Origin of the sequence: Bradyrhizobium genosp. A (genome assembly GCF_049949275.1) — a bacterium.
GTDB lineage: Bacteria > Pseudomonadota > Alphaproteobacteria > Rhizobiales > Xanthobacteraceae > Bradyrhizobium.
In genome coordinates, this window is the sequence record NZ_CP188196.1 from 4,844,389 (window position 1) to 4,868,068 (window position 23,680).

23 protein-coding genes are annotated in these 23,680 nt (G+C 63.9%); 7 read left to right on the forward strand and 16 right to left on the reverse strand.

The annotated features are described in order from the left end of the window. The first annotated feature begins 160 nt into the window (after nucleotides 1-160). Nucleotides 161-1,405: an MFS transporter gene (locus tag ACP2YP_RS22585; RefSeq protein ID WP_426418543.1), complete on the forward strand. Its 1,245-nt coding sequence runs from the start codon at nucleotides 161-163 to the stop codon at nucleotides 1,403-1,405. Here the strand turns inward: ACP2YP_RS22585 and ACP2YP_RS22590 are convergent. Continuing rightward, a complete protein-coding gene (locus ACP2YP_RS22590) occupies nucleotides 1,402-2,661 on the reverse strand; it encodes an adenylate/guanylate cyclase domain-containing protein (protein WP_426418544.1) in 1,260 nt (419 codons plus the stop codon). The genes ACP2YP_RS22585 and ACP2YP_RS22590 overlap by 4 nt on opposite strands. A gap of 165 nt (nucleotides 2,662-2,826) precedes the next feature. Between ACP2YP_RS22590 and ACP2YP_RS22595 the strand changes: the two genes are divergently transcribed. Then, entirely contained in the window at nucleotides 2,827-3,984 is a 1,158-nt protein-coding gene (locus ACP2YP_RS22595) for an MFS transporter (RefSeq protein WP_426426233.1), read from the forward strand. A gap of 31 nt (nucleotides 3,985-4,015) precedes the next feature. Then, nucleotides 4,016-4,204: a hypothetical protein gene (locus ACP2YP_RS22600; protein WP_426418545.1), complete on the forward strand. Its 189-nt coding sequence runs from the start codon at nucleotides 4,016-4,018 to the stop codon at nucleotides 4,202-4,204. A 120-nt stretch (nucleotides 4,205-4,324) separates the two neighbouring features. On the opposite strand, the gene ACP2YP_RS22605 is transcribed toward ACP2YP_RS22600, so the two are convergent. The 4 genes from ACP2YP_RS22605 to ACP2YP_RS22620 all read right to left on the reverse strand — a co-directional run bounded on the left by ACP2YP_RS22605 (nucleotide 4,325) and on the right by ACP2YP_RS22620 (nucleotide 8,625). Continuing rightward, nucleotides 4,325-6,349, reverse strand: coding sequence for a methyl-accepting chemotaxis protein (locus ACP2YP_RS22605; RefSeq protein ID WP_426418546.1), 2,025 nt, complete (start codon nucleotides 6,347-6,349; stop codon nucleotides 4,325-4,327). 117 nt (nucleotides 6,350-6,466) lie between these two features. Beyond that, nucleotides 6,467-7,180: a hypothetical protein gene (locus ACP2YP_RS22610; protein WP_426418547.1), complete on the reverse strand. Its 714-nt coding sequence runs from the start codon at nucleotides 7,178-7,180 to the stop codon at nucleotides 6,467-6,469. Nucleotides 7,181-7,430: 250 nt separating this feature from the next. Beyond that, complete coding sequence (locus tag ACP2YP_RS22615; RefSeq protein ID WP_426418548.1) at nucleotides 7,431-7,595, reverse strand: hypothetical protein; 165 nt, start codon at nucleotides 7,593-7,595, stop codon at nucleotides 7,431-7,433. Nucleotides 7,596-7,782: 187 nt separating this feature from the next. Next, entirely contained in the window at nucleotides 7,783-8,625 is an 843-nt protein-coding gene (locus tag ACP2YP_RS22620; RefSeq protein ID WP_426418549.1) for an N-acyl homoserine lactonase family protein, read from the reverse strand. A gap of 245 nt (nucleotides 8,626-8,870) precedes the next feature. On the opposite strand from ACP2YP_RS22620, the gene ACP2YP_RS22625 reads away from it, so the two are divergent. After that, on the forward strand, nucleotides 8,871-9,689 hold the full coding sequence (locus ACP2YP_RS22625; RefSeq protein WP_426418550.1) for a chromate resistance protein ChrB domain-containing protein: 819 nt from the start codon (nucleotides 8,871-8,873) through the stop codon (nucleotides 9,687-9,689). Beyond that, nucleotides 9,689-11,074: a chromate efflux transporter gene (chrA, locus tag ACP2YP_RS22630; RefSeq protein WP_426418551.1), complete on the forward strand. Its 1,386-nt coding sequence runs from the start codon at nucleotides 9,689-9,691 to the stop codon at nucleotides 11,072-11,074. The genes ACP2YP_RS22625 and chrA overlap by 1 nt, the downstream gene beginning before the upstream one ends. Nucleotides 11,075-11,271: 197 nt before the next feature. Here the strand turns inward: chrA and ACP2YP_RS22635 are convergent, their stop codons facing one another. Continuing rightward, entirely contained in the window at nucleotides 11,272-12,135 is an 864-nt protein-coding gene (locus tag ACP2YP_RS22635; protein ID WP_426418552.1) for a helix-turn-helix domain-containing protein, read from the reverse strand. Nucleotides 12,136-12,413: 278 nt separating this feature from the next. On the opposite strand from ACP2YP_RS22635, the gene ACP2YP_RS22640 reads away from it, so the two are divergent. Together ACP2YP_RS22640 and ACP2YP_RS22645 are read left to right on the forward strand one after the other, a co-directional pair. Continuing rightward, on the forward strand, nucleotides 12,414-12,701 hold the full coding sequence (locus ACP2YP_RS22640) for a hypothetical protein (protein WP_426418553.1): 288 nt from the start codon (nucleotides 12,414-12,416) through the stop codon (nucleotides 12,699-12,701). 355 nt (nucleotides 12,702-13,056) lie between these two features. Further along, complete coding sequence (locus ACP2YP_RS22645; RefSeq protein ID WP_426418554.1) at nucleotides 13,057-13,398, forward strand: hypothetical protein; 342 nt, start codon at nucleotides 13,057-13,059, stop codon at nucleotides 13,396-13,398. An 85-nt stretch (nucleotides 13,399-13,483) separates the two neighbouring features. Here ACP2YP_RS22645 and ACP2YP_RS22650 read toward each other — a convergent pair whose 3' ends face one another. From ACP2YP_RS22650 to ACP2YP_RS22695, 10 genes are all read right to left on the reverse strand, one after another. After that, on the reverse strand, nucleotides 13,484-13,900 hold the full coding sequence (locus ACP2YP_RS22650; RefSeq protein WP_426418555.1) for a c-type cytochrome: 417 nt from the start codon (nucleotides 13,898-13,900) through the stop codon (nucleotides 13,484-13,486). 1,781 nt (nucleotides 13,901-15,681) lie between these two features. Next, nucleotides 15,682-17,940, reverse strand: coding sequence for a DNA topoisomerase IV subunit A (parC, locus tag ACP2YP_RS22655; RefSeq protein ID WP_426418556.1), 2,259 nt, complete (start codon nucleotides 17,938-17,940; stop codon nucleotides 15,682-15,684). Nucleotides 17,941-18,000: 60 nt separating this feature from the next. Continuing rightward, nucleotides 18,001-18,279, reverse strand: a complete 279-nt coding sequence (locus tag ACP2YP_RS22660) for a hypothetical protein (RefSeq protein ID WP_426418557.1) — start codon at nucleotides 18,277-18,279, stop codon at nucleotides 18,001-18,003. 112 nt (nucleotides 18,280-18,391) lie between these two features. Continuing rightward, complete coding sequence (gene recO, locus ACP2YP_RS22665) at nucleotides 18,392-19,144, reverse strand: DNA repair protein RecO (RefSeq protein ID WP_426418558.1); 753 nt, start codon at nucleotides 19,142-19,144, stop codon at nucleotides 18,392-18,394. A gap of 147 nt (nucleotides 19,145-19,291) precedes the next feature. After that, nucleotides 19,292-19,672 (reverse strand): hypothetical protein, encoded by a 381-nt coding sequence (locus ACP2YP_RS22670; protein ID WP_426418559.1) that lies wholly within the window; start codon nucleotides 19,670-19,672, stop codon nucleotides 19,292-19,294. A gap of 21 nt (nucleotides 19,673-19,693) precedes the next feature. Continuing rightward, complete coding sequence (gene era / locus ACP2YP_RS22675) at nucleotides 19,694-20,620, reverse strand: GTPase Era (protein WP_426418560.1); 927 nt, start codon at nucleotides 20,618-20,620, stop codon at nucleotides 19,694-19,696. After that, nucleotides 20,610-21,497 (reverse strand): ribonuclease III, encoded by an 888-nt coding sequence (rnc, locus tag ACP2YP_RS22680; protein ID WP_426418561.1) that lies wholly within the window; start codon nucleotides 21,495-21,497, stop codon nucleotides 20,610-20,612. Before rnc ends, era begins: the two co-directional genes overlap by 11 nt. After that, nucleotides 21,494-22,258 (reverse strand): signal peptidase I, encoded by a 765-nt coding sequence (gene lepB, locus ACP2YP_RS22685; protein ID WP_426418562.1) that lies wholly within the window; start codon nucleotides 22,256-22,258, stop codon nucleotides 21,494-21,496. Before lepB ends, rnc begins: the two co-directional genes overlap by 4 nt. 249 nt (nucleotides 22,259-22,507) lie before the next feature. Further along, nucleotides 22,508-22,927 (reverse strand): holo-ACP synthase, encoded by a 420-nt coding sequence (gene acpS / locus ACP2YP_RS22690; protein WP_426418563.1) that lies wholly within the window; start codon nucleotides 22,925-22,927, stop codon nucleotides 22,508-22,510. Further along, nucleotides 22,924-23,676, reverse strand: coding sequence for a pyridoxine 5'-phosphate synthase (locus ACP2YP_RS22695; RefSeq protein ID WP_426418564.1), 753 nt, complete (start codon nucleotides 23,674-23,676; stop codon nucleotides 22,924-22,926). The genes acpS and ACP2YP_RS22695 overlap by 4 nt, the downstream gene beginning before the upstream one ends. Between the last annotated feature and the right edge of the window lie 4 nt (nucleotides 23,677-23,680).

A 23,680-nucleotide genomic window follows, 5' to 3' on the forward strand; every position in this document is an offset into this window, starting at 1 on the left:
TACCGATGTCGAGGCTTATTGCAACTCATTTGCAACTGCATCTAGCCGCATCGGTTCCCGTTGCTGCCGGTTTTATCCACGCCCCTGTCGGGAAGCGGGTGGGTTTGGCAGTCCCCGGCAGTCGATACTGGCGCCAATCCGACTTTGCAGGATATGAGCCATGTCAAATCCCCCTCGCCTCCCCGACACCTTCAATCGCCTCGCCTGGTCGAACCTCGCGGCGCAGTCGGCCGAGCAGATCGCGCTGGCCGCGGCTCCCATCGTCGCCGTGCTGACGCTAGGTGTGGCCGAGGGCCAGACCGGTCTGCTGCAGACCGCCCTCACTTTGCCCTTCGTCCTGTTCGCCATTCCCGCCGGCCTGCTTGCCGACCGCATCTCCCGCCGCTCGCTGATGGCGGGTGCCGAGGCGCTAAGGGCCGCGGCGCTTGCAACCATCGTGCTCCTGCTCGCGCTCGGCGCGCTCAATCTGTCGCTGCTGGCGCTGCTCGGCTTTGCCGCCGTCTGCGGCACGGTCGTCTACAGCGTGGCCGCGCCGGCCCTGGTGCCCTCGCTGGTGAGCGCGGAGCTGTTGCCGGCTGCGAATGCCCGCATCGAGCTTGCCCGCACCATCGCCTTTGCAAGTGGGCCTGCGCTCGGCGGCGCGCTGGTGGGATGGTGGGGTGCGAGCCCGGCCTTCGGCTTTGCCGCCGCACTCTCGGCCATCGCCGTCGTGCTGCTCTCCGGCATCTACGAACCTGCGCGTGCTCCCTCGCCGCGCCGTCATCCGTTCCAGGACATCCGCGAGGGCGCCGCCTTCGTGTTCCACCATCCGCTGCTGCGGCCGGTGTTCATCACACAGTTCATTTTCAACACCGGCTGGTTCCTGCAGATCGCGGTGTTCGTGCCCTACGCGGTGCGCCATCTCGGCCTGACCGCCGCCGGTGTCGGCACCGTACTGACGATGTACGGCGTCGGCATGGTGATCGGCGCGCTGTTCGCCACGCGCGTGATGAAGCGTATCGCGTTCGGCACCGTGGTCGGCCTCGGCCCGGTCACCGGCTTCGTCGCAGCTGTGGTGATGGCACTGACGGTGCTGGTGCCCTCACCGTGGCTCGCGGGTCTCAGCTTCTTCCTGCTCGGCGTCGGGCCGATCCTGTGGGTGATCTCGACCACGACCTTGCGCCAGTCGGTGACGCCGCCGCGTCTGCTGGGGCGCGTCTCCGCGATCAACATCATGAGCTATGGTGCCCGCCCACTCGGCTCGGCGCTGGGCGCCATCGTCGGTGGCTTCTGGAGCGCGGAAGCGTGCCTCTATCTCGCTGCGACCGTGTTCGGCGTGCAAGCGCTGATCATCTGGCTCTCGCCCGCGGTGGCGCTGGATCGGCAGCCGGCCATGGTGGGGGACGAAGCGGCGGCGCGGTGCTAATTCGCCAGATACCGCTCGTAGCTCCCCGTCACCGGCTCGCTCGCGTCGACTTCGGGATCGAGCGTGTAGAGGTCCTGCGCGCGGCCGATGCCACGCAGCGCGTAACGACCCGTGGAGACGAGATAGCGGCGGCCGGCGGCGTCGAGGCCCTTGTAGAACTCCGCCGACGCCAGCAGCTCGCGATCGACCGAGCGGCTCATCGAGGCGATGCGGCTGACCTCGTTGACGGTCGGACCCACCACGGTGAAATCGAGCCGGTCCTCGCTGCCGATATTGCCGTAAAAGACCTCGCCCACATGCAGCCCGATATAGGCTGACGTCGTCGGACGGCCCTCCGCCGCCCGGCGAGCATTCAGCGCCGCGACATTCTTGCGGAACAGGTGCTCGGCCCGTAATGCGGCCCGCCGCGCATCCGCCATGTCTTCGCCCCAGAACATGGCAAGCACGCCGTCGCCGATCAGCTTCAGCACGTCGCCGCCGGCGTCGTGAATCGCGTCGATCACGGCCTGGGCGTAGTCGTTAAGGAACGGGATGATCTCGTCCGGCCCGATGCTCTCGCCGATCCCGGTCGAGCCGCGCAGATCCGAATACCAGAGCACGGCATTGATGCGCTCGGTGACGCCGCGCGTGATACGCCCGCGGAGGACCTGCTCTGACGCATCGCGCCCGAGATAGACGCGTCCCAGCGTCCGAACGATGTCGACCTGCTGCGCCGATTTGATCGCGAGTCCCAGCACCGGAACGAGATCGCGTAGCGCAGCGAGCTCGGCCTCCGTAAAGCCATCGTCGCGTCGCGTCGTCCAGGAAGAGTAGAGGCAGTCCATCTGCCCGAGCGCTCCGGTCTCGCCGAAGCGGTGCACGAAAGCCAGGAAATGGCGGTGACCCGTTTCGGCGAGGTCGCCGATTTGCGAGAAATCGAGCGAGGGCGCGTCGGCGAGGTCGATCACCATTTCGTCGTGGCCATGCTCGAGCAAATGATAGAACACCGAGCGGCGCCAGTTCTTGGCCGCGTCCCCCTCTGCCGTCGACCTGTATTCCATGACGTCGCTCTCGTTGGTCGGCGTATCGCTCCAGCGGAAGGCGCGGCCCTCGTAGATCGGATGCAGCGTGTCGATGACGACGAGCCCGCGCGAGAGTTCCAGTCCCTCGGCCCGGCAGCGCTCGCAGAAGCCGCGCAGCAGTTCGGGTTCGGGCAGGCCGGTGAGCCCCTGGCCGGCCAGCCAGTTCATCAACGCAAGGCGCGAGGTTAATTGCATACGCCATTATGGCGTGCATTCGTGACGAGCGAAAGGCCACGCGCGGACCGTGCGCAGCGAAGGCTCCCGCCGCAGCAGGTCGAACATGTCGCAGACGCTGTTGACGTGCTCCGGCCTCGGGCCGCAAATGCAACCAATGACACCGCCGACCAGAAATACGAGGACATGAGCCAGCGCCAGCTTCCGATCATCCTGGCGCTCGGCACGACGCAGACGCTAGCCTGGGCCTCGAGCTATTATTTGCCGGCCCTGCTCGCCGATCCCATCGCGCACGACCTCGGCATCTCCACCAACTGGATTTTTGGCGCATTCTCCGCCTCGCTCGTGATCTCCGCAATGCTGGGGCCGCGCATCGGCCGGCAGATCGACCTTTTCGGTGGGCGGCAGGTGCTATCGGCCTCAAACCTGACCATCGCCGCCGGCCTCGTCCTGCTCGGATTCTCGCAATCGGTCGCGGTGATGGCGTTCGCCTGGCTCGTGCTCGGGATCGGCATGGCGATGGGGCTCTATGACGCCGCCTTCGCCGCGCTCGGTCGCATCTACGGCACGGAGGCGCGCAGGCCCATCACCGGCATCACGCTGATGGCGGGCTTTGCCTCGACCGTCGGCTGGCCCCTCACCGCCTGGGGGCTCGCCCATATCGGCTGGCGCGAAACGTGCCTCGCCTGGGCCGCCGCCAACATCTTGATCGGCCTGCCCCTCAATTTTGTCATGCTGCCGGCGATCAAGGGCGCGAAGCAGGCCGCGCCAACGGCCGAGAAGCCGCATTTGCCGCTCGACCGCACGATGATCCTGCTCGCCTTCGTCTTTGCCGCGGTCTGGACCGTCACCGGCGCCATGGCCGTGCATTTCCCGCGCATTCTCGAGGCAACGGGCGCGACACATGTCGAGGCGATTGCGGCCGGCGCGCTGATCGGCCCGGCGCAGGTGATCGCGCGCATTCTGGAGGCGAGTGTTCTCTCTCGCTTCCATCCGCTGTGGTCGACGCGGCTCGCCTGCCTCACCCATCCGATCGGAGCTGCCGTCGTCGCCATCGCCGGCGCGCCTGCCGCGAGCGCCTTTGCGCTGCTGCACGGCTCCGGCAACGGCATTTTGACGATTGCCCGCGGAACGCTGCCGCTCTCGATCTTCGGCCCGAAAGATTTCGGCTACCGCCTCGGCATCATCGGCGCGCCGGCGCGGATGGCGCAGGCGGTGGCGCCGCTGGCCTTTGGCCTGCTCATTGACGTCATGGGTGCCAAGGTGCTGATGGTGTCGTCCGCGCTCAGCCTGTCGGCGCTAGCCGCGCTGTTCCTGATCCGCGCGGCGTCCCGGCCGGATTGACCGTGCCACCGCTTTCGCGCACAAGCGCAGCATGACCGAAGACAAAAGCCCGCCCCGTACATTCAAAGGCCTGCTGCGCTGGGCGATGACGCCGCCGCAGGCCTGGGGCGTCTATCTTCTCGCCGTCCTCCTGGTCTGGCTGGTCTCCTTCTATGCCGGCACGCTGAAGCCGAAGAAGACGCCGGAGGCGAGCCCGCCACCGATCACGGCGCCGCGCTAATGCATGATCCGGAAGAGTAGGCCGTCCTCCCTCGGGACAGAGGCACAGCGTTTGCGCGGAGATCATGCGCAGGCAGAGAACCAAAGCAATGATGACGATTCAACCTGAAGCCATCGCGATTCAAGCGGCCCGGACCTCCTCGACAAAGCTGCCCACCTCGCTTGTCAGCTGCTCGGCCTGTCGCGACAGGCCGTCTGCCGCGCTCAGCACCTCGCTCGCCGCGACACCCGTTTCCGTTGCCGCCCTGCTCACACCACCGATGGTCGCCGTCACGTCCTTCACCGATTGCGACGTCTGCTGAACGTTGCGGGCGATTTCCGCGGTCGCCACGCCTTGTGCCTCGACTGCCGTCGCGATCATGTTCGAGATCGAGCTGACCTCCTCGATCGTCCCGGTAATTCCACGGATCGCGTCGACAGCCTCCTTGGTGGCGGCCTGAATTTGCGCGATCTGGGCCCCGATCTCCGCCGTCGCCGTCCCCGTCTGGTTTGCCAGCATCTTCACCTCGGAGGCGACCACGGCAAAGCCTCTCCCGGCATCCCCGGCCCGCGCCGCCTCGATCGTCGCATTCAAGGCCAGCAGGTTTGTTTGGGCGGCGATGGCCTGGATCAAGGTAACCACCGTCCCGATCTTCTCGGCCCCCTCAGCCAACGTCTGCACGATCTTGTCGGTCCGCTGCGCATCGGCCACCGCTCGGCCGGTGATCGTCGACGATTGTGCGACCTGGCGGCTGATCTCGCTGATCGATGCCGTCAGTTCCTCGGCCGCAGAGGCAACCGTGCTCGCACCCACACTCGCTTCCTCGGCCGCCGCCGCGACCGTTGTCGCCTGCCCCTTGGTCTGCGTCGCGGTCGAGGACATGGATCGCGCAGTCGTCTCGAGTTCGGTAGCCCCCGACGCCAGCAGCGCCACCATTGCCCCCGCCTTGGCCTCGAAATCGCGAACCAGGCCTTCGAGACGCGCCGCGCGTTTCTCTTTGACGATCCGCTCGGCGGCCTGCTCTCCGGCCAGTCGATTGGTGGTGGCCATGGCCTCTTTGAATACCTGCACCGCGAGAGCCATGCCGCCTATCTCATCCTTGCGGGCGGCAAATGGCACCTCGGCTTCCTCGTTGCGGGCAAGCCGGGTCATCACCTCCGAGAGCTTTGAGATAGGCGTGAGCAGGTGGCGCACGAGCAGCACCGAAGAAGCTGCAGATAGTCCCAGAACGACCAGAATAGCCGCGCCAGCGAACAGGATGCCCCCCAGCCCGTTGGCTTCGTCCTGTTCGGCCACGGCCTGCGCGTCGCGCAAGGCGGCATCGCGGATTCCGAGCAGCGAGGCGTTCGCGCCCGTGGCGGACTTGCGCCAGTCGTCCACCGATACCTCGTAAGGGGTGCCGTTGAATGCGGCCTTCGTCAGCGCGTCGCGCAGCGGCTTGTCTGAACCGAAGTAGCGATCCCTGGCGGCGCCGACGCTGGCCCGCGTGGTCTTGGGCGCGTGAACGTCGTCGCCACGGTCGACAATTTCAGCCCAAAGCCGCGTCATTTGGCCGTTCGCAGCGCTCAATTCGTCTCGCTCCGCCAACGTGGCCGGATGGCCGGACGCCACCAGCCCCGAAATCAACAGCGAGACCTGGCCGGCGGTCTGCCGGATCGCCCACCCCTTCTGCGCGACATCGAGCAGGTTTCCCGCCGCGGTGCTCAGCCGCATGGTCGCCTTGATGCCGGACTCCAGCAGTTCATTCAGGCTCGCCATTGCCTCGGCGTAGTCTCGCATCGCCTTGGCTGCGATGCCACCGGGACGTTCGGTCAGCGGCTTCTGCCAATAGGATGCGGCCTCCTCACGGACGGCAGCGACCTTCGCTGCGGCCGCCTTGACGCGCTGTGTCAAGTCAGCATCGCCGCGGGCAAGCGTCTCCAGTTTCTCCAGTGCCTCATCGCTCGTTCGGCGATTGGCGGCAAACTCCTTGAGCACCGTATCATCCACCGCGGATTTCCCGAGCAGGGCGCGATTGACGGGACCACGCTCGATGGTCAGGCTGCCAACGGCATCGAAGCCAGCAGCCAGATGGCTCTCCATGGCGTGCGCCGCGATGGCATTCTGATAAGCGCTCCAGCGCTCGCTCAGTTGAAGGCCTGACGTCAGAACGACGACGCCCGACATCAGCGCTGCAATGACAATTCCGGACCGCTTGATTGACACGTGCCAGCTCCTCATTCGCATTATAGACCGGGAAGTGAGGCCCAGCGCCCGTCAGTCCTCACGCCCCCGCGCGCCGCCTCATTTCAGTTCGAATTCGACAAGCTCGACCGTCGATGTCCCGGCGTTTCGCATCGCCCGTACGGGGCCCGCATTTTGCCACGCGAAATCACCATACTTCAGGTTGAGCTTGTGGTCCGGCTTCCCCTGCACGCCCTCGACCAGCACGCCACCCTGCACCACAATACGCACGCCAGGCGCCGCCTGCTGCATCGGTGGCGCAACCTCACCCGGCTGAAGGATCAACCGCCAGGCCTGGACACGGTGGTTATCCATGACCGAGGCGTAGGGCGCGGGGCGAGCAAGCGGTGAAAAGCGGCCCGGCTGCGAGTCGAATATCTCAAACCCCATGACCCGGAAATCGCTGGAGCCGACATTGGCAACCTGGTGCACCACCGGCTGCTTCGTATAGTTGGTGAACAACACTTCTCCGACCTTGCGCGGCACAATGACAGGCTTGCCTCCAAGCGGCGTACCTTCCGCATCCGAGACGGCCATGTACACCTGTGCGAAGTCTCTGATGTGCCGGTGATAGGCGGCAATTTGTCCGGCCGGGATCGTGACATTCATGAACTGCAAATATTCGTTGCTGAACGTCTGATCGTGAAAGCTCGCAAACTCGACCGGAACGATCTCAGGATCGCCCGCGGCGCTCACTCGTCGCGGCAGTGCCGCAGCTCCAAGCACCGCGCAACAACCGCACAAGAACTGACGCCGTCCCATCGAATTACGCATATCCTTGCCGTCCTATTGAATTATGCACGCCTGCATGCATATCGGCCGACTCTTTAAAGTACGCTTAAGTGAGAGCCTGACCGCGGTTTCAGAGATCGCATGCCCATCTCTGCGAACGGCATACCTGTTGGATCGTCGATGATAGCCCTGCCGAAACTATAGGCATGGCAATGGCCGCTCTCCCGCTTCTACCTGGCTTGGCCTGCACGAATTTGTGGCGTGCGAGGTGGACGTCGCGCCGCGGGGCCGATCACGTCGTCTTCGTCTCGCCGGTCGCGATCCAGATGCCGGCGAACACGGCAACCAGCCCGATCAGGAGATTTGGCGTGATCGGCTCGCCGATCAGCAGCGCCGCCAGCAAGGTGGCCGCGATGGGGTTGACCGTCATGATCTTGCGCGCCGTCAGCCGTTCCACACCAAGGATCGCACCGACGACCATGGTGTGAAGTGGCAGCGTTGCCAGCGCGAGACTCGCGCGCAGCGGTCGTGTAGGACACCGCGATATTGTAGAGGATGAAGAACAGGCCACAGAAGCAGATGCCGAGCGCCATCCTAGCACAGCCCTGCTGCCACCGCAGTGGCAACAGAGCCGCCAGCGAAAGCTAGTCATAAAACTCAGGCGACATCTTCTGGCTGTCGCGCTGGGCCTTGTCGTGGTTGATCCAGAGCTGCGCCTTCTCCTTGGTCAGCGTGTCGGCGATCTTCTGCATCGAGGCTGCGCTCATTTCCTTGTTGGCGTTCATGCTGGGGACACGGCGGTTGTCCCAATTGTCCTTGAAGTGCACGGCATCGCCGGACAGTACGACCGCGCCGGTCTTCGGCAATTTCACCAGCAGCGACTGGTGTCCCGGCGTGTGGCCGGGCGTCGACAGGATCGTCAGGCTGCCGTCGCCGAACACATCCTTGTCACCGCTGAGCAACTCGACCGGATGCGAGGGCTTGAAACGCGGCTCGTTGTTCACACCCGGCCAGTCATATTCCGCCTTCTGCACGTAGAGCGTGGCCTGCGGGAACATCTCGACATTGCCGATGTGATCGGGATGGGTATGCGAGACGCCCACCGCCTTGATGTCGGCGGGCTTGACGCCGATCTGCTCGAGCTGCGATGCGAGCGTCTTTGGCCGTTTCCAGGTCACGGCCTTGGGATCCGCAGGCGCAAGCCCGTTCGGCATCGCGGCGACCGCGTCGGGGATGCCGGTGTCCCACAGGAACCAGCCCTGCTTGTGCTTGATGAGATAGCAGGTGTCGACGAAGTCCATCGACTGACCTTCGTTCACCCCGGGTGACCACCGCCCGATGTCGCCGGCGACGCCCTCGCCGCAATTCATGATGTAGAGCTTCTCGACGCCGGATTTGTCCGACTGCGCGAGCGCGGTCTGGCCGAACGACGCGAGTGCGGCAACGGCGAGAGCGAGCGTGATTTTGGACATGATCTTGGGTGTCATCCCTGGTCCCTCCTTGCAGCGCTTTCTTCCTGCGACCGAGGATCAACCCCGACCTCGCCGCAGAATTCCGCCTCCACCCACTATAGGTCGCGGCAGCATATCCTTCTAACGTTCGCTGCCGATGAATCCGGCGATTGACAGAGGGCCGCGGTTTCGCTGTAATCAACGCCATGGGGATTGAGCGATCTCCCCACGAGGCGACATGCCCAAGTATCGCGTCCCGTTCGATTTTTCGAGGACGCATCATGTCAGCATTCACGACCATATCATCGGACAAATTGGCGCGCCTGATTGGCACGGCCAATGCCCCTGTCTTGATCGACGTGCGGACCGAGGAGGATTTTGCCGCCGACCGGCGGTTGATCCCCGGCTCCATCAAGCTCGGCCACGACAACGTTCCCGACTGGGGGGCTGCCTTCGCCGGCCGCCGGGCCGTCGTCTCCTGCTTCCGCGGTGAAAAGCTCGCGCAGGGCACCGCGGCCTGGCTGCGCCAGCTCGGCACTGAAGCCGAAACGCTGGAAGGCGGCTTCGAAGGCTGGAAGGAAGCAAAGCTGCCGCTGCTCGACACGCGAAAACTGCCGCCGCGCGATTCCAAGGGACGCACAATCTGGGTGACGCGGGCGCGGCCGAAGGTCGATCGCATCGCCTGCCCCTGGCTGATCCGTCGCTTCGTCGATCCAAGCGCGGTGTTTTTGTATGTGGCACCGTCCGAAGTGGTTGCCGTCGGCGAACGATTCAATGCCGCGCCCTTCGACATCGAGAACGTGTTCTGGAGCCACCGTGGCGAGCTTTGCACCTTCGACGTCATGATCGAGGAGTTCGGGATCGCCACGCCCGCGCTGCTGCGGCTCGCGACACTGGTGCGCGGCGCCGACACCGCGCGGCCGGATCTCGCACCGGAAGCGCCCGGCCTGCTTGCGGCCTCCCTCGGGCTGTCGCGGATGTATGATGACGACCTCGAACAGCTCGAGGCCGGCATGCTGCTCTACGACGCCTTCTACCGCTGGTGCCGCGACGCCACGGGCGAGACGCACAACTGGCCGACCAACAAGGCGAAGGCGTGATGGACACCCGCGCCGATCAAACGGGAGCTGATGCCGGTCACGGCATCAGCTTCAGCGAAGCCTTTCGCGTCTGGCTGCGCGTCGCCTGCCTGAGTTTTGGCGGGCCCGCGGGCCAGATCGCGGTGATGCACCGCATCCTGGTCGAGGAGAAGAACTGGATCTCCGAAGGCCGCTTTTTGCATGCGCTGAACTACTGCATGCTGCTGCCGGGACCGGAGGCGCAGCAGCTTGCGACCTATGTCGGTTGGCTGATGCACAGGACTGCCGGCGGGCTGATGGCGGGCGGGCTGTTCATCCTGCCGGGTATCATCGCCATCATAGGCCTGAGCTACGTCTACGCGGCCTACGGCAATGTCAGCTTCGTCGAAGCGCTGTTCTTTGGGCTCAAGGCCGCGGTGCTCGCCATCGTCGTCGAGGCCGTCGTCCGGGTCGGCAAGCGGGCACTGAAGAACCGCATCATGATCGCGCTGGCCGCGATCGCCTTCGTCGCGATCTTCTTCTTCGCGGTCCCCTTCCCGATCATCATCATCGCCGCAGGCGTGATCGGCTATGCCGGCGCACGCGCCGGCCGTCCGGAATTCGCACCCGCCGGTCACGGCCATGGCGGCAGCAGCGCGGCGATCGACAGCATGCTCGGCGAAGCCGTGCCCGAGCATGTCCGCCCCAACACTGCGCGTGCAATCCGCACCGCTGCGTTGTGGCTTGCACTGTGGCTGGTGCCGGTGATCGCGCTGCTGTTGGTCCTCGGCCAGGCCAGCGTGTTCAGCCAGATCGCGCTGTTCTTCTCGAAGATGGCGCTCGTCACATTCGGCGGCGCCTATGCAGTGCTGGCCTATGTCGCCCAGCAGGCGGTCGAGCATTATCACTGGCTGAAGCCGCACGAGATGCTCGACGGCCTCGGCATGGCCGAGACCACGCCGGGCCCGCTGATCATGGTGCTTCAGTTCGTGGGCTTCATGGCCGCCTATCGTGACCCAAGCGGCCTCTCGCCGATGCTGGCGGCAACGCTCGGCGGCCTGCTCGCGACCTGGGTCACCTTCACGCCGTGCTTTCTCTGGATCTTCGTCGGCGCCCCCTATATCGAGCGGCTGCGCGGCAACACCGGGCTCGCCGGCGCGCTCGGCGCGATCACTGCCGCCGTCGTCGGCGTGACCCTCAACCTCTCGATCTGGTTCGCGCTGCACACGCTGTTTCGCGAGACCATGCCGGTGCACACCTTCCCGCTGGATTTTGATAGGCCGGTGCTGACGAGCGTCGACATGCCGGCGCTGGTGCTGTCGATCGCGGCCGCGACTGCGATCTTCCGGTTCAAGCTGGGCATGCTGACGGTGCTGGCGGGCAGCTGCGCGGCGGGCGTGGCGTTGCGGTTGGTCGGGGTGATCTAGGGCATGTACTACTCGTGGGCTCGTCGCGTCCGGCTTGCCATCGGAAGCCGACGTTGACGCCCACAGCGCTGCATGGCGGCCTTGGGCCGGTTGCGGACGTATGAGGTGCGGCAAGTCGTATCCTATTCAACCAATCAGTCGCTGTCGCGAGCAGCGTCTGCGGAATAGTGAGTTTCGAGGCTTTCAGCGGTCCTACGTCAACCTAGTCCGCGCACACCACGGGGCGTGTCGCCAAAGCGAGAGCGGAACAGGCGGTTGAAGTGCGAAATATCGGCAAAGCCAGCCTCGAAGGCGATATCGGAAATCGTACGCTTGTTGTCGCGTGGTTCCGTCAACAGCGCGAGAGCCCGTTGCAGGCGCAACTCCGTGACGCGGGCAGTGAATGATGGTCCGGCAGTCACGAGTAGCCGCTGCAGATAGCGCGGCGAAATTCCCACCCCCCGTGCGACCGCCGCGACGCTGAGTTTGGGATCCCAAAAGCGTGCGGCAACATGATCGAGCGCGGCGTTGAGATGGGCGGCTGCGACCGCGCTCAAGCTGCTCTCGCCAATGGCTCGATCCGTGGCAACAGCGAGGGCAACGAGGTCGATGACGTGTCGGCAGATCGTCTCGCGTGCTTCACCACAAGGGCGAATCTTACTGTTTTCAAGCGTCTGGATGTAACCTCGGAGCAGCTGCAATGCGTCCGATTGCCGAGGCAGGTATCGCATCAGCCCGCCGTCGAGGCTTACGCCGCGTCCCGCGATTTCCGAGCTTGGAAGTAGCACCCCGATATAGCCAAAGTGCCGAGCTGAACTGAAGCTCCCTGTCTCGCAGAGATGCGTCAGGGTGGCATCGCCACGGCCGAGCCGCAAATCGCATCCTAGATGTTCTATCTCAAGACTCGATTGGGAGATCAGAAGCCAGAAACTGTCGTCGCCATCCCGGACCATTTCCCTGTCGCGAATCGTGACGCCGGGACTTAACGCGGTTCGTGCGATATGCAGTGCTTCAAAAATCGGATCGACCGACGCACGAAACGGCCAGTTCGACAGCGGCTTGAAATCAGCCTTGCGCCACACGGATCGCTCCCGCCATTCTCGAATGTTATCGAAAACTACGAGCATCTCCGAAAGCTCCCCTCGGGCAATCGCCATTCATGCGAGCGGCATGATGGTTGATACTACATTTAGAATTGTGGGCAATTTGCGAACCGAGTCTTCGCTCCGCTGTTCGTCACCGGCCAAGAACCACGGCGGCTATCCTGCTATCGTAAGTCCCGCCGAAGCTCATGAGCGAGAGCAAAACAAATGGCCACCGAAGCTGAATTTGAACACCTCTGACCGAGGAGAGGATTGCCATGAACAAATTATTGTCAATCACCGCCGCCGCAGCCCTCATGCTGTGCGGAAGCGCTGCCGTTGCTGCAGAACTGCCAACTTATGAAGTCACGGGCTTTCCGATCACGTCGCTCCAGGTTGCGCTGATGGGGGGCTCCGGTGTTGAGGAGCAGTCGCCCAGCCCGACGCTGACGTTTGCTGGCATGCCTGCGTCGCCCCATCAGGTGGCCGTTTTGACTCCGCGCCCAAAGGTGGCCGAGGGGGCTGCACCCGCGAAGTTAACGACCGTTGGCTTCTCAGCGAAATAGAGCATGCGGAGTAATCCTTTCGCTCATCTGGTATCAGCCTCGCGCGCTGATACCGCTTTGGAATAGCTTAGCTTTGGGACCCGTCTCCGCTCCACCCAAGGCTGAGAGACGGGTTTTTTCGGCGGCACCGGCACGAAATCCGTGATCGGGATGCGTCGCTATGTTGCGTATACAGCCGGATCTTCAAATGCGTGCGCATGTTGAACTTTCAAATGCATGCGCATGTTGAAACGGGGCATGAATGGATAGCGGAAGGGATCGCGGAGGAGCTTCGACCCGTATCGCCTTGTCGGACCGCCCGTGCATTTTGGGAGAGATCGATGGGGTAAATGAAAAGTTGTTTGGTCGCACTCTGATGACCAGCACGTTCGCGGGCTGCACCGCGCTCGCCGTGGGGCTTGCCGAGGCCCGCGACGACGGCCGGTATGCGAACTCGCTGCTGAAGCCGTGGTTCGATAGCCTGCACAGCAAGCGCGGCGAGCAATGCTGTGCCGACGTGGACGGCATTGCGATCTCGGACGTGGATTGGGACACCACGGGCAGCCACTATCGCGTCCGCATCAGGGGCGAATGGGTCGATGTACCCGACGAGGCTGTCATCACCGAGCCGAACCGCGCTGGGCGCACTATGGTGTGGCCGTTTTATCTTGACGGCCACCCGATCGTACGCTGCTTCATGCCCGGAAGCATGACCTGAATTCCGCGGTCAGGGCCATAATTTTGCTTAAGCGTGCGATGTATACCGGCTTGCATCGCTTGAAGGGAATGCCTTCTCGGCCGCGTTACGGTCGACGCGCGACTGAGAGGAGGAAAGCTGTAATCTTTTTTCTGTCGTCGGGCGATGCAAGGCCGCCATAAGGCTTCATGGTGTTGCCGGGCACGACCTCATCGGGATTCGCGATAAATCGCTCGAGCTTTTTTTCGTCCCAGACGAAGCCTGCGTCCCTCATCGCACTTGAATAGTTATAGTCCGGCAGCGAGCCAGCCTTTCGTCCGATGACATTGTAAAGATTAGGCCCCAGCCGATTGTCGCCCGCCCTGATCGTGTGGCAGGTTCGACAAGCGTTGTTGAACAACTGTTGCTGCGACCCGACGTCCATCCCTTGCGACAGCAATTGCTGAGATCCTGTGGAAGGTGGGGACAGTATGCAGGCCATCGCGCCTAACGCCATGATGCGAAGCCGATTGGAGCGTTGCACAGGCGCGTCCTGCGAGCCAGGCTTTGACAGAGCGGGAAATGCGATGGATGGCCAAGGTCTCATTCAATCGCCTTATCGGCCACACGACCGTGCCGCTCAAGTCGGGCTGATCGAAAATGGTGCGAGCTTCCGAAGAGCGCTCGAACCGTTCCACTTTCATCCAGGCTCATTAAACGCGAGTAGCCTGCCACATCGGCAGCCACAATCACTGCCAGCTTCCTGCTGATCGTACCTCGAATCGTTGCCATCGCCCGCAACGAACCAATCAACCAAACCCAGCTTAACGGGACGATGGACCAAGACGTAAGCTATTTCGTCCTTTGTGGGTCCGCTGCGGGTCAAAATGCGCCGCTGAAGGCTTCGGATCACCGCTTCCGGTCTACCCCGAAGTGCCGACCAGCAGCGAGCCTTGCGGCGTGGCGGCGAAGGGCCAAGACCGGTCACGTTGCAGCTAGAAAAACTTCACTTTCCTCTGCGGACAACCTTCCAAATCAAAGAAGCAGCCACCAGGAGCGACACGGAGCAGAAGCCAATTGTCCCCAAAATACGAACGCTGGGACGCGGCTCGTTGAGCCACACGACTGCGGCCAAGCATAGAGCTGCCGGGACGACACAAACCTGTGTTGAGATATACCGCCGCCTCAACGCCAACGGAGCGCGGGCGCTCCAGATGAATCCATCAACTTGAAACTTACGGGAGATTGCATCCGCCGGCTGGGCGGCCGACCTGTCGAGTTCTGCCACAACGGATTGAAATCCCCAACCGGCAAAACCCAACAACAAGACAGCAACTAGACATAGAAGCAGCGACATTTCCCCTACTTAGCATTCTCACCTTGGCCACGCGAGAGCTTGATGGTCTGCAATGGGTCACTCGCGGTCGATGATGACCAAGCGGGGCGACTTCCGCTTTGCTCTTAGACGCTGCCGTTCAAGAGGCGTCCTCAATGCAAACGCTCCTCACCACGCCTCGTCAACCGTTACCCGTCGGGCAAAACAGCCGCGATCGGGATGATCCCGCGCGTCAAGCCCCTCCGCGCAAAATATTCCACTTTACCGAAATTCGGATTTGTCGTACAAGCGAAACACCCTGGCCCGAGACAAGGGGCGGATCGCGATCGTCACGAACCGCGGGTTGGGCAGCGATGGACGCGACGGCGTCGGGCGCGAGGGCATTGCAGGGCGGCCTTGGTCGTGAGCAATGGCCTTCGCGCGGATGACACGGCGCTGACAGCGTCTTCGCATGGCTTCGGGCGCGAGCACACGCCAGCTCCCGGAGTCCCAGCGAAGACGTGCGCGGACGAACAAGTCGTGTGGTCCTGACGCCCGAAGCCTGTGTGTCAAGTCCTGTGGTGGTGTGGGTGGCCCAACCGGGCGCGCGCATCAGTCACCCGCAGGGCGACGGGGGCAATAGTGCATCGCTCCCCGGGGAGAGCACGAAGGACACGTTAAAACCATCGCGCAGGGAAGGCCGGGCGACCGGCAACACCTGTGGTCCACCCCGTGTGCATTTCCATAGCGCACGGACCTGCGGGTGCCAGTCGGCGCCCGGCCTTCCCTGCGCCCTCGTCTCCGCGAGGGTGTTGCGAGAGACAAAACTCGGGCGGAGGACGCCGCGAGAGCGCGAAGATGTGTCTGTTGTCTGAAATGTGAATTGGCGAACGATGGCCGCACCGCTTGCTCCGTCATTGCGAGCGCAGCGAAGCAATCCAGAGTCTTGTCGCGGAGGGATTCTGGATTGCTTCGCTGCGCTCGCAATGACGACGTGGAAGCGGTTGGGCCTACCCGATTACCTTGCCGAACTTGTTCGACTTCGGGAAACCCTTCGGCGGCAGGCGGCCGGCATCCGCGCGGGTGCCCTGCCACTCAGCCAGCTCCTTCATGGTCGCGGAGAATTCGCGGCCGGCGGAGTCTTTCCAGGTCAGGCCTGCCTTGGCCTCGAAGACAGCGACGTCGGACAGGCCGCCGTCCTTGTACTTCTGCAGGCGCACGCCGCGGCCGCGGGCCATCTCTGGCACCTGGTCGAGCGGGAAGATCAGCATCTTGCGGTTCTCGCCGATCACCGCGACGGTGTCGCCGATCACCTCGGTGACCGTGCGCGCCTCATTGGGCATATCGACGTTGAGGACCTGCTTGCCCTTCTTGGTGGTGCCGACGCAATCGTCCTCGTTGACGACAAAGCCCTGGCCCTCGTGGCTCGCAACCAGGAATTTGCGACCGCCCTTATTGACGAACAACGCGACGGGCGCGGCCTCCTGTTCGAGGTCGATGAACAGGCGGATCGGCTCGCCGTGGCCGCGGCCGCCCGGCAGCTTGGCGACATCGAGCGAGTAGAACTTGCCGTTGGTGGCGAACAGCAGCAGCTTCGAGGTCGTCTCCGCGAAGAAGGCGAAGCCGAGCTTGTCGTCCTGCTTGAAAGCGAGCCCCGAGAGATCCTCGACATGGCCCTTCATGGTGCGGATCCAGCCCTTGTCGGAGACGACGACCGTGACCGGCTCGCGCTCGACGAGGGCCTCCTCCATCGCGGCGAGATCGTGCTCGGGCGCGTCGGCAAAGGTGGTGCGGCGCTTGCCGAGCGGCGTCTTCGGTCCGAACATGTCGCGAACCTTGCCGACCTGCTCGGCGACCTTCTTCCACTGCTCGGGTTCGGAGGCGAGCACCGCGTTGATGCCCTTGAGCTCGGCACGGAGGTTCTTGTCCTCGGTACGGATCTCCATCTCTTCGAGCTTGCGCAAGGAGCGCAGGCGCATGTTGAGGATGGCTTCGGCCTGCACCTCGGTGAGCTTGAACGCCTTCATCAGCGCCGGCTTCGGCTCGTCCTCGGCGCGGATGATCCTGATCACCTCGTCGATGTTCAGATAGGCGATGAGCAGGCCGCCGAGAACTTCCAGCCGGTGCTCGATCTGCGCCTTGCGGTAATTGCTGCGGCGGATCAGGACGTCGCGCAGATGGTCGAGCCATTCGCGCAGACACTCCGCGAGCCCCACCACCTTGGGGACACGGCCCTTGATCAGCACATTGAGATTCAGCGGGATCTTGTTCTCGAGCTCGGTGAGCCGGAACAGCGACTCCATCATCAGCGCCGGATCGACGTTCTTCGACTTCGGCTCGATCACGATGCGGACGTCTTCGGCCGACTCGTCCCTGATGTCGCCGACCAGCGGCAGCTTCTTCTGGTCCAGCAGCTCGGCGACCTTCTCGATCAGGCGCGACTTCTGCACCAGAAAGGGGATCTCGGTGACGACGACGACCCATGCGCCGCGCGCGCCCTCTTCCTGCTCCCACCTGGCACGGACGCGGAACGAGCCACGGCCGGTGGTGTAGGCTTCGGCGATGGCTTGCTTGGAATCGACGCAGATGCCGCCGGTCGGGAAATCCGGACCCTTCACCCACTTCAAGAGCGCCTTGGATTTCGCGTCGGGCTTCTCGATCAGATGCAGCGCGGCATCGCAAAGCTCGGCGGCGTTGTGCGGCGGGATCGAGGTCGCCATGCCGACCGCGATGCCCTGCGCGCCGTTGGCGAGCAGGTTCGGGAAGCCGCCGGGCAGCACGACCGGCTCTTTCGACTGGCCGTCGTAATTGGGGCGGAATTCGACACCGTCCTCGTCGATGCCGTCGAGCAGAAGCCGCGCGACGTCGGTCATGCGCGCTTCGGTGTAGCGGTAAGCGGCCGGGTTATCGCCGTCGATATTGCCGAAATTACCCTGGCCATCGACCAGCGGATAGCGCGAGGAGAAATCCTGCGCGAGGCGCACCATGGCGTCGTAGATCGCCTGGTCGCCGTGTGGATGGAACGAGCCCATCACGTCGCCGACGATCTTGGCGGATTTCTTGAAGGCCGTGCCGGGGTCGAGCCTGAGCAGGCGCATGCCGTAGAGGATGCGCCGGTGCACCGGCTTCAGGCCGTCGCGCGCGTCGGGCAGCGCGCGATGCATGATGGTGGAGAGCGCGTACGCCAGATAGCGCTCTTCCAGCGCCTCGCGCAGCGGCACCTCGTGAATTTCGGCCGGTTCTTCCGGCGGAACGATTCGTTTTCCCATGCCGCCCGGTTAAACCGTGGAAGCGAATCGGGCAAGGATGGATTGGTTCCCTGTGGGCGGCTACTGACCTGCCCAGCCGGCCGTCACAGTTGGCTGAACCTTGGCCGGAGGCGTCGCCGGCATATTGGCGACGCAGCGGCGGGCGGCCTCGATTTCGGCTTCGGTTGCGCCATGAGATCGTGCCCATGTCTCTGCGGCCGCAGCCGAATATTTCGCGACATAGTACCTGACGACGGTACAGGAAGCCCGCCGAAAGACCCCCGGTTGCGGCTCGCCAGCCATGGCGTCCGGCGCCTGCGCGAGAAGCGCTGCCGACAGCACGAATCCTTTGATCAACATTTGGGCTGTCCCCCGTTGTGGAACCTGCGGAACCTGCGCGGGCAAACTCAACCCGGCCAATTTGGTTCCGAGGAAACGCCATGTCATGTGGCGGGGCAGATGCGCCGTCAGGTCATGGCGCAGGAAGCGCCGCCTTGGCCTGCTGCCGGGTCAGGGCGTTGATGAAGCCGGCGCGCGCGTCGGAATGGGCCTGCCCGCGCGGCTCCAGCACATGGCGCAGCAGGAACAGGCCGGTCAGCCGAAAGCCGTCCTGGAGATCCTCGTCGGTGAGATTGTTCGCGGCTTCGCCGTGGCGCAGGAACGCCGGTAGCCGCAATAACCGGTCGCGCCACGGCTCGCCCGCGCCACGCGATACCGCGCCGCCGGATTTCGGCGAGACATAGATCAGGTCGGCGGTCTCCCCTGTCACTGCACAGTTGTCGAGCGCCAGCCCAAAGCCGAGCTCCGCCAGCATCGCGAGCTCGAAATGGATCAGATGCACCGCGGCACTGCCGATATCATCGAAATCGTCGAGAGAATATTCGAGCAGCGCAAAGATGTCCTCGTGCGGATCGCGCTCGGGCAGCAGCCGCGCGACCGAGGCCAGATGGGTGACACCGTAGACGCCGTGGGACGATCCCAGCAGCGTCGCCGCGCGCAGCTTCAATCCTTCGATCGCGTAGGTGCCGAGATGCTCGTCGAGCCGCGCCCGCCACACCGCGCTGACGCTGTTGCCGGGCTGCAGCAGCGGCCGCATCCGCGAGCCGGCACCGCCGCGCACGAGGCCGAGATGCCGGCCATGCTGGCGCGTCAGCAATTCGACGATGGCGCTACTTTCGCCATGCCGCCGCACGCCCAGCACGATGCCTTCGTCGGTCCATTCCATGGGGTGAAGTGTAGCGCAATTCGAGCGCTCTTAGGGTGGGCAAAGCGAAGCGTGCCCACCAATTTGATCTACCCGACACCAGTTGATTGTGGTGGGCACGGCGCGCAAGGGCGCGCCTTTGCCCACCCTACGGCACCGCGTAAAACCTCACGCGTTGAACCAGCCCTGCGCGTCGCCAGTGAACGAGAAATACAGGCCGAACGCCGTCAGCACGCAGGAGACGATCTCGATGACACTGTCGAGCTCGAGGCCCCGCTCGCCGAGGATCTGACCGAGCGAGATCACGGACAGGACCAGGGCTGCCGCGAGCACCCAGCGCGGCCAGTTCTTGCGCCAGTGCGCAGCGAGCCACACGAAATAGACCAGCAGCAGGATCATCGCGCCGGCGAGCAACGTCGCCGTCATGATCATCTGCTCGGTCATCTCGATGGTGGGCGTGCGGTCCTGCACCGCCACCGACAGGGCATCCAGCATCAGCGAGGCATAAAGCAACGCTTCGAAGCGCTGGACGTTGCGAGGCACGCTCATCAAATACCGATCTGCTCTTGCTTATTCTTTGGGAAATTCCAGGCCCATCTCGCGGTAGCGATCGGGATCGTCACCCCAGTTCTCGCGCACCTTGACGAACAGGAACAGGTGAACCGGCACGCCCAGGATCTCGGCGAGCTCCTTGCGCGAGTCCGCGCCGATCGACTTGATGGTGGCGCCACCTGCGCCGAGCACGATCTTGCGCTGGCTCTCGCGCTCGACGAAGATCGTCTGCTCGATGCGCACCGACTTGTCCTTGCGTTCCTCCCACTTGTCGGTCTCGACCGTGGACTGGTAGGGCAATTCCTGGTGCAGCTTGCGATAGATCTTCTCGCGCGTGATCTCGGCCGCAAGCTGCCGCATCGGCGCGTCCGACATCTGGTCCTCCGGATAGAGGAACGGCCCCGGCGGCACGATTTCAGCCAGCGTATGCCTGAGGTCGTCGACGCCATCGCTCGAGATCGCAGCGATCATGAAGGTTTTCGCGAAGGCCATGCGCTCGTTCGCGGCCTGCGCCAGTGCCAGCAGCTTCTCGCGCTGGACCAGGTCGACCTTGTTGATCACCAGAATCTTGTCGTGCTTCACGCTCGCGACCTTGGTGAGGATCGCCTCGGCCTCCTCGTCGATGCCGGCCTTGGCATCGAGCAGCACGCAGACAAGATCGGCATCATGCGCCCCGCTCCAGGCGGTCGAGACCATGGCGCGGTCGAGCCTGCGCTTGGGCAGGAAAATGCCGGGCGTGTCGACCAGGATGATCTGCGCGTTGTTCTCGATGACGATGCCGCGGATCAGCGCGCGCGTGGTCTGCACCTTGCGCGAGACGATCGTGACCTTGGCCCCGACCAGCGCATTGACCAGCGTGGACTTGCCGACATTCGGCGCGCCGATCAGCGCAACGAAGCCGCAGCGCGTAGCAGTGGGCGCCTCGCCGCTTGTTTCAGCCGTCATTGCTGCCGCCAACACCTTCACGTTCAATCATCACTGAAGCAGCCACCTTCTCCGCCGCGCGCTTGCTGCCGCCGATGCCTTCGGCCGGCGCGAGGCCCGGCAGATCGACGGCGACACGGAACTGCGGATCGTGATGCGGGCCGGTGCGCTCGACCTCGCGATAAACAGGCGTCGGCAGCCCCTTCCCCTGCGCCCATTCCTGCAGCACGGTCTTGGGATCGCGCAGCGGTCGCCGCGGCTTGTGCATGCGCTCGGTCCAGTTGCTCTTGACGAACTCGTCCGCCGCCGCATGACCGCCGTCGAGGAAGATCGCGCCGATCACCGCCTCGCAGATATCACCGAGGATAGATTTTCGCAGGCGGGCATCGGCGCTGGAGCCGACCGAGCCGAGCTTGATGTCATCGAGCAGACCGAGCGATTTGGCAACGTCGGCGCAGCTCTCCTTGCGCACGAGCTCGGCAAGCCGCTTGGACAGCTCGCCCTCATCGGCGTTCGGGAAGGCATGATAGAGCATGTCGGAGACGACGAGCCCGAGCACGTGGTCGCCGAGGAATTCCAGCCGCTGATAGCTGTCGCCGCGTTTGCGCCCGGACTTCAGCGCCGAAACGTGCGTGATCGCCTGCATCAGCAGGTTCGGATCGGCAAAGCTGTGCCCGATGCGCGCCTCGAGCGCCGCGTTCGCGTCAGCCGCTGCCTTGTCCTTGGCCTTGCTGCTCCGCGTCCGCTTCTTCGCAGGTGGCTTGGCTTCAGGTGGCTTGGCTTCAGATGCCTTGGTATCAGGATTCTTGGTCGCAAGCGTCTCGGTTGCAGCTTCGCCCTCAGGAGCGGCTTGCGCCTCGATCGGTTGGGTCGCGATGTCCTTGGCTTCGTCTTTCATCGGACGATTTTGAAGAAGCGATTCCAGCGCACCGCCCACGGCCAGCGCCAGAACATCCAGGCATGCTCGCCTTCGGCGATGGAGAAGAAGATCATCTGCGCGCGGCCGATCAGGTTCTCCTGCGGCACATAGCCGACCTGGCCGAGGAAGCGGCTGTCGGTGGAGTTGTCGCGGTTGTCGCCCATCATGAAGAAATGGCCGGGCGGCACCGTGTAGACGTTGGTGTTGTCCATATAGCCGTTATCGGCGCAATCGAGCGTCTCGTAGGAGACGCCGTTCGGCAGCGTCTCCTTCCAGCGCTTCACGCGCGAGGTGCCGCCGCCTTCGGAGCCGCAGGGATCCTCGCCGACATACTCGCTCATGCGCTGGCGCTCGACCGGGGTGTCGTTGATGTAGAGCAGACCGTCCTTCATCTGGACGTGGTCGCCAGGCAAGCCGATCACCCGCTTGATGTAATCGGTGGTGTCGTCCTTCGGCAGCCGGAACACGACGATGTCGCCGCGGTTCGGATCCGAGCCCCAGATCCGTCCCGAGAACAGCGGCGGCGAGAACGGGATCGAGTAGTGGCTGTAGCCGTAGGAATATTTCGAGACGAACAGATAATCGCCGACCAGCAGCGTCGCCTTCATCGAGCCGGACGGGATGTTGAACGGCTGGAACAGGAAGGTGCGGATCACCAGCGCGATCAGGAGAGCATGGATCACGACCCGGATCGTTTCGCCGACGCCGCTTTCAGTTTTCGTTCCCGAAGTCACGCTCATTGCTCTCTCAATTCCAGCCGGCGATCACAGAACGCCCTCCTCCCGCGAACGACCCACCGGTTCGCAGCCCAAGGAGATTGTCCTGATTCTGATAGTGAGGGCCAATTCCGGCGTAAAGCCGAATTCGCCCAGCCTGATTTGCGTCCGCGGACTTTTAGACGGTTGTCGCAGGCCACGCAATCAAGGATCGCATCAAAAACGTATAAGATATTGATTTTTAATAAGAATTATAAAATGGCCAGCAAACTTTCAGGGCTTGACCCGCGGCACGGCGGAAATAATCACGAAGGCCTGCGCCAACGGCCAGTCGTCGGTGATCGACAGATCGATCTGGGCCTCGAATCCCTCCGGTGTCAGGGCCTGGAGCCGGGCCAGCGCCCCCCCGGTCAGCCGCATCGACGGCCGCCCCCCGGGCAGGTTGACCACCCCCATGTCGCGCCACCAGACGCCTTGCCTGATACCGGTGCCGAGTGCCTTGGAGCAGGCCTCCTTAGCGGCAAAGCGCTTGGCGTAGGTCGCCACCACCATCTTCTCGTTCTTGGCGCGCCGCTCCGCCTTGGCCCGCTCGGCCGCGGTGAAGATGCGGTCGAGGAAACGCTCGCCATGGCGCTCCATCACCTTGCCGACGCGGGTGATGTCGATGAGGTCGGAGCCGATGCCGATGATCATGCCCGGCTCCGTCCGATATCCATCGCCGCGCGCATCTTGCGCACCGTCTCGGCAAGACCGACGAATAGTGCCTCGCCGATCATGTAGTAGCCGATGTTGAGCTCCATGATTTCAGGCAGCGCGGCAATCTTCTCCGCCGTCGCGTAGTCCAACCCGTGGCCGGCATGGACCTCGAGGCCAGCGTCCTTCGCGAGCTTCACGCCTGCCACGATCCGCTGCCATTCGGCCTCGGCCCTATCAGCGTGGCCGTCGACCACGGCGTCGCACCAGGCGCCGGTATGGATCTCGATCACGGGCGCACGCAGCTGCGCCGCCATCTCGATTTGCTGGGGGTCCGCGGCAATGAACAGCGAGACGCGGATGCCGGCATCGTTCAAGCGCGCGATATAGGGAGCGAGCGCATTGTGCTGGCCGACCACGTCGAGCCCGCCCTCGGTCGTCACCTCCTGGCGCCGCTCCGGCACCAGGCACACCGCATGCGGCTTGGTGGCGAGCGAGATGCGCATCATGTCGTCGGTGGCCGCCATCTCGAAATTCAGCGGCTTGGAGATCTCCGCCTTCAGCCGCGCCATGTCCTCGTCGCGGATGTGCCGGCGGTCTTCACGCAGATGCGCGGTGATACCGTCGGCGCCGGCCTCGATCGCAACCAGCGCGGCGCGGACCGGATCGGGATGACGGCCACCGCGGGCGTTACGGACGGTTGCGACATGGTCGATATTGACGCCGAGGCGGAGCGGAGATGCGGGCATTTCA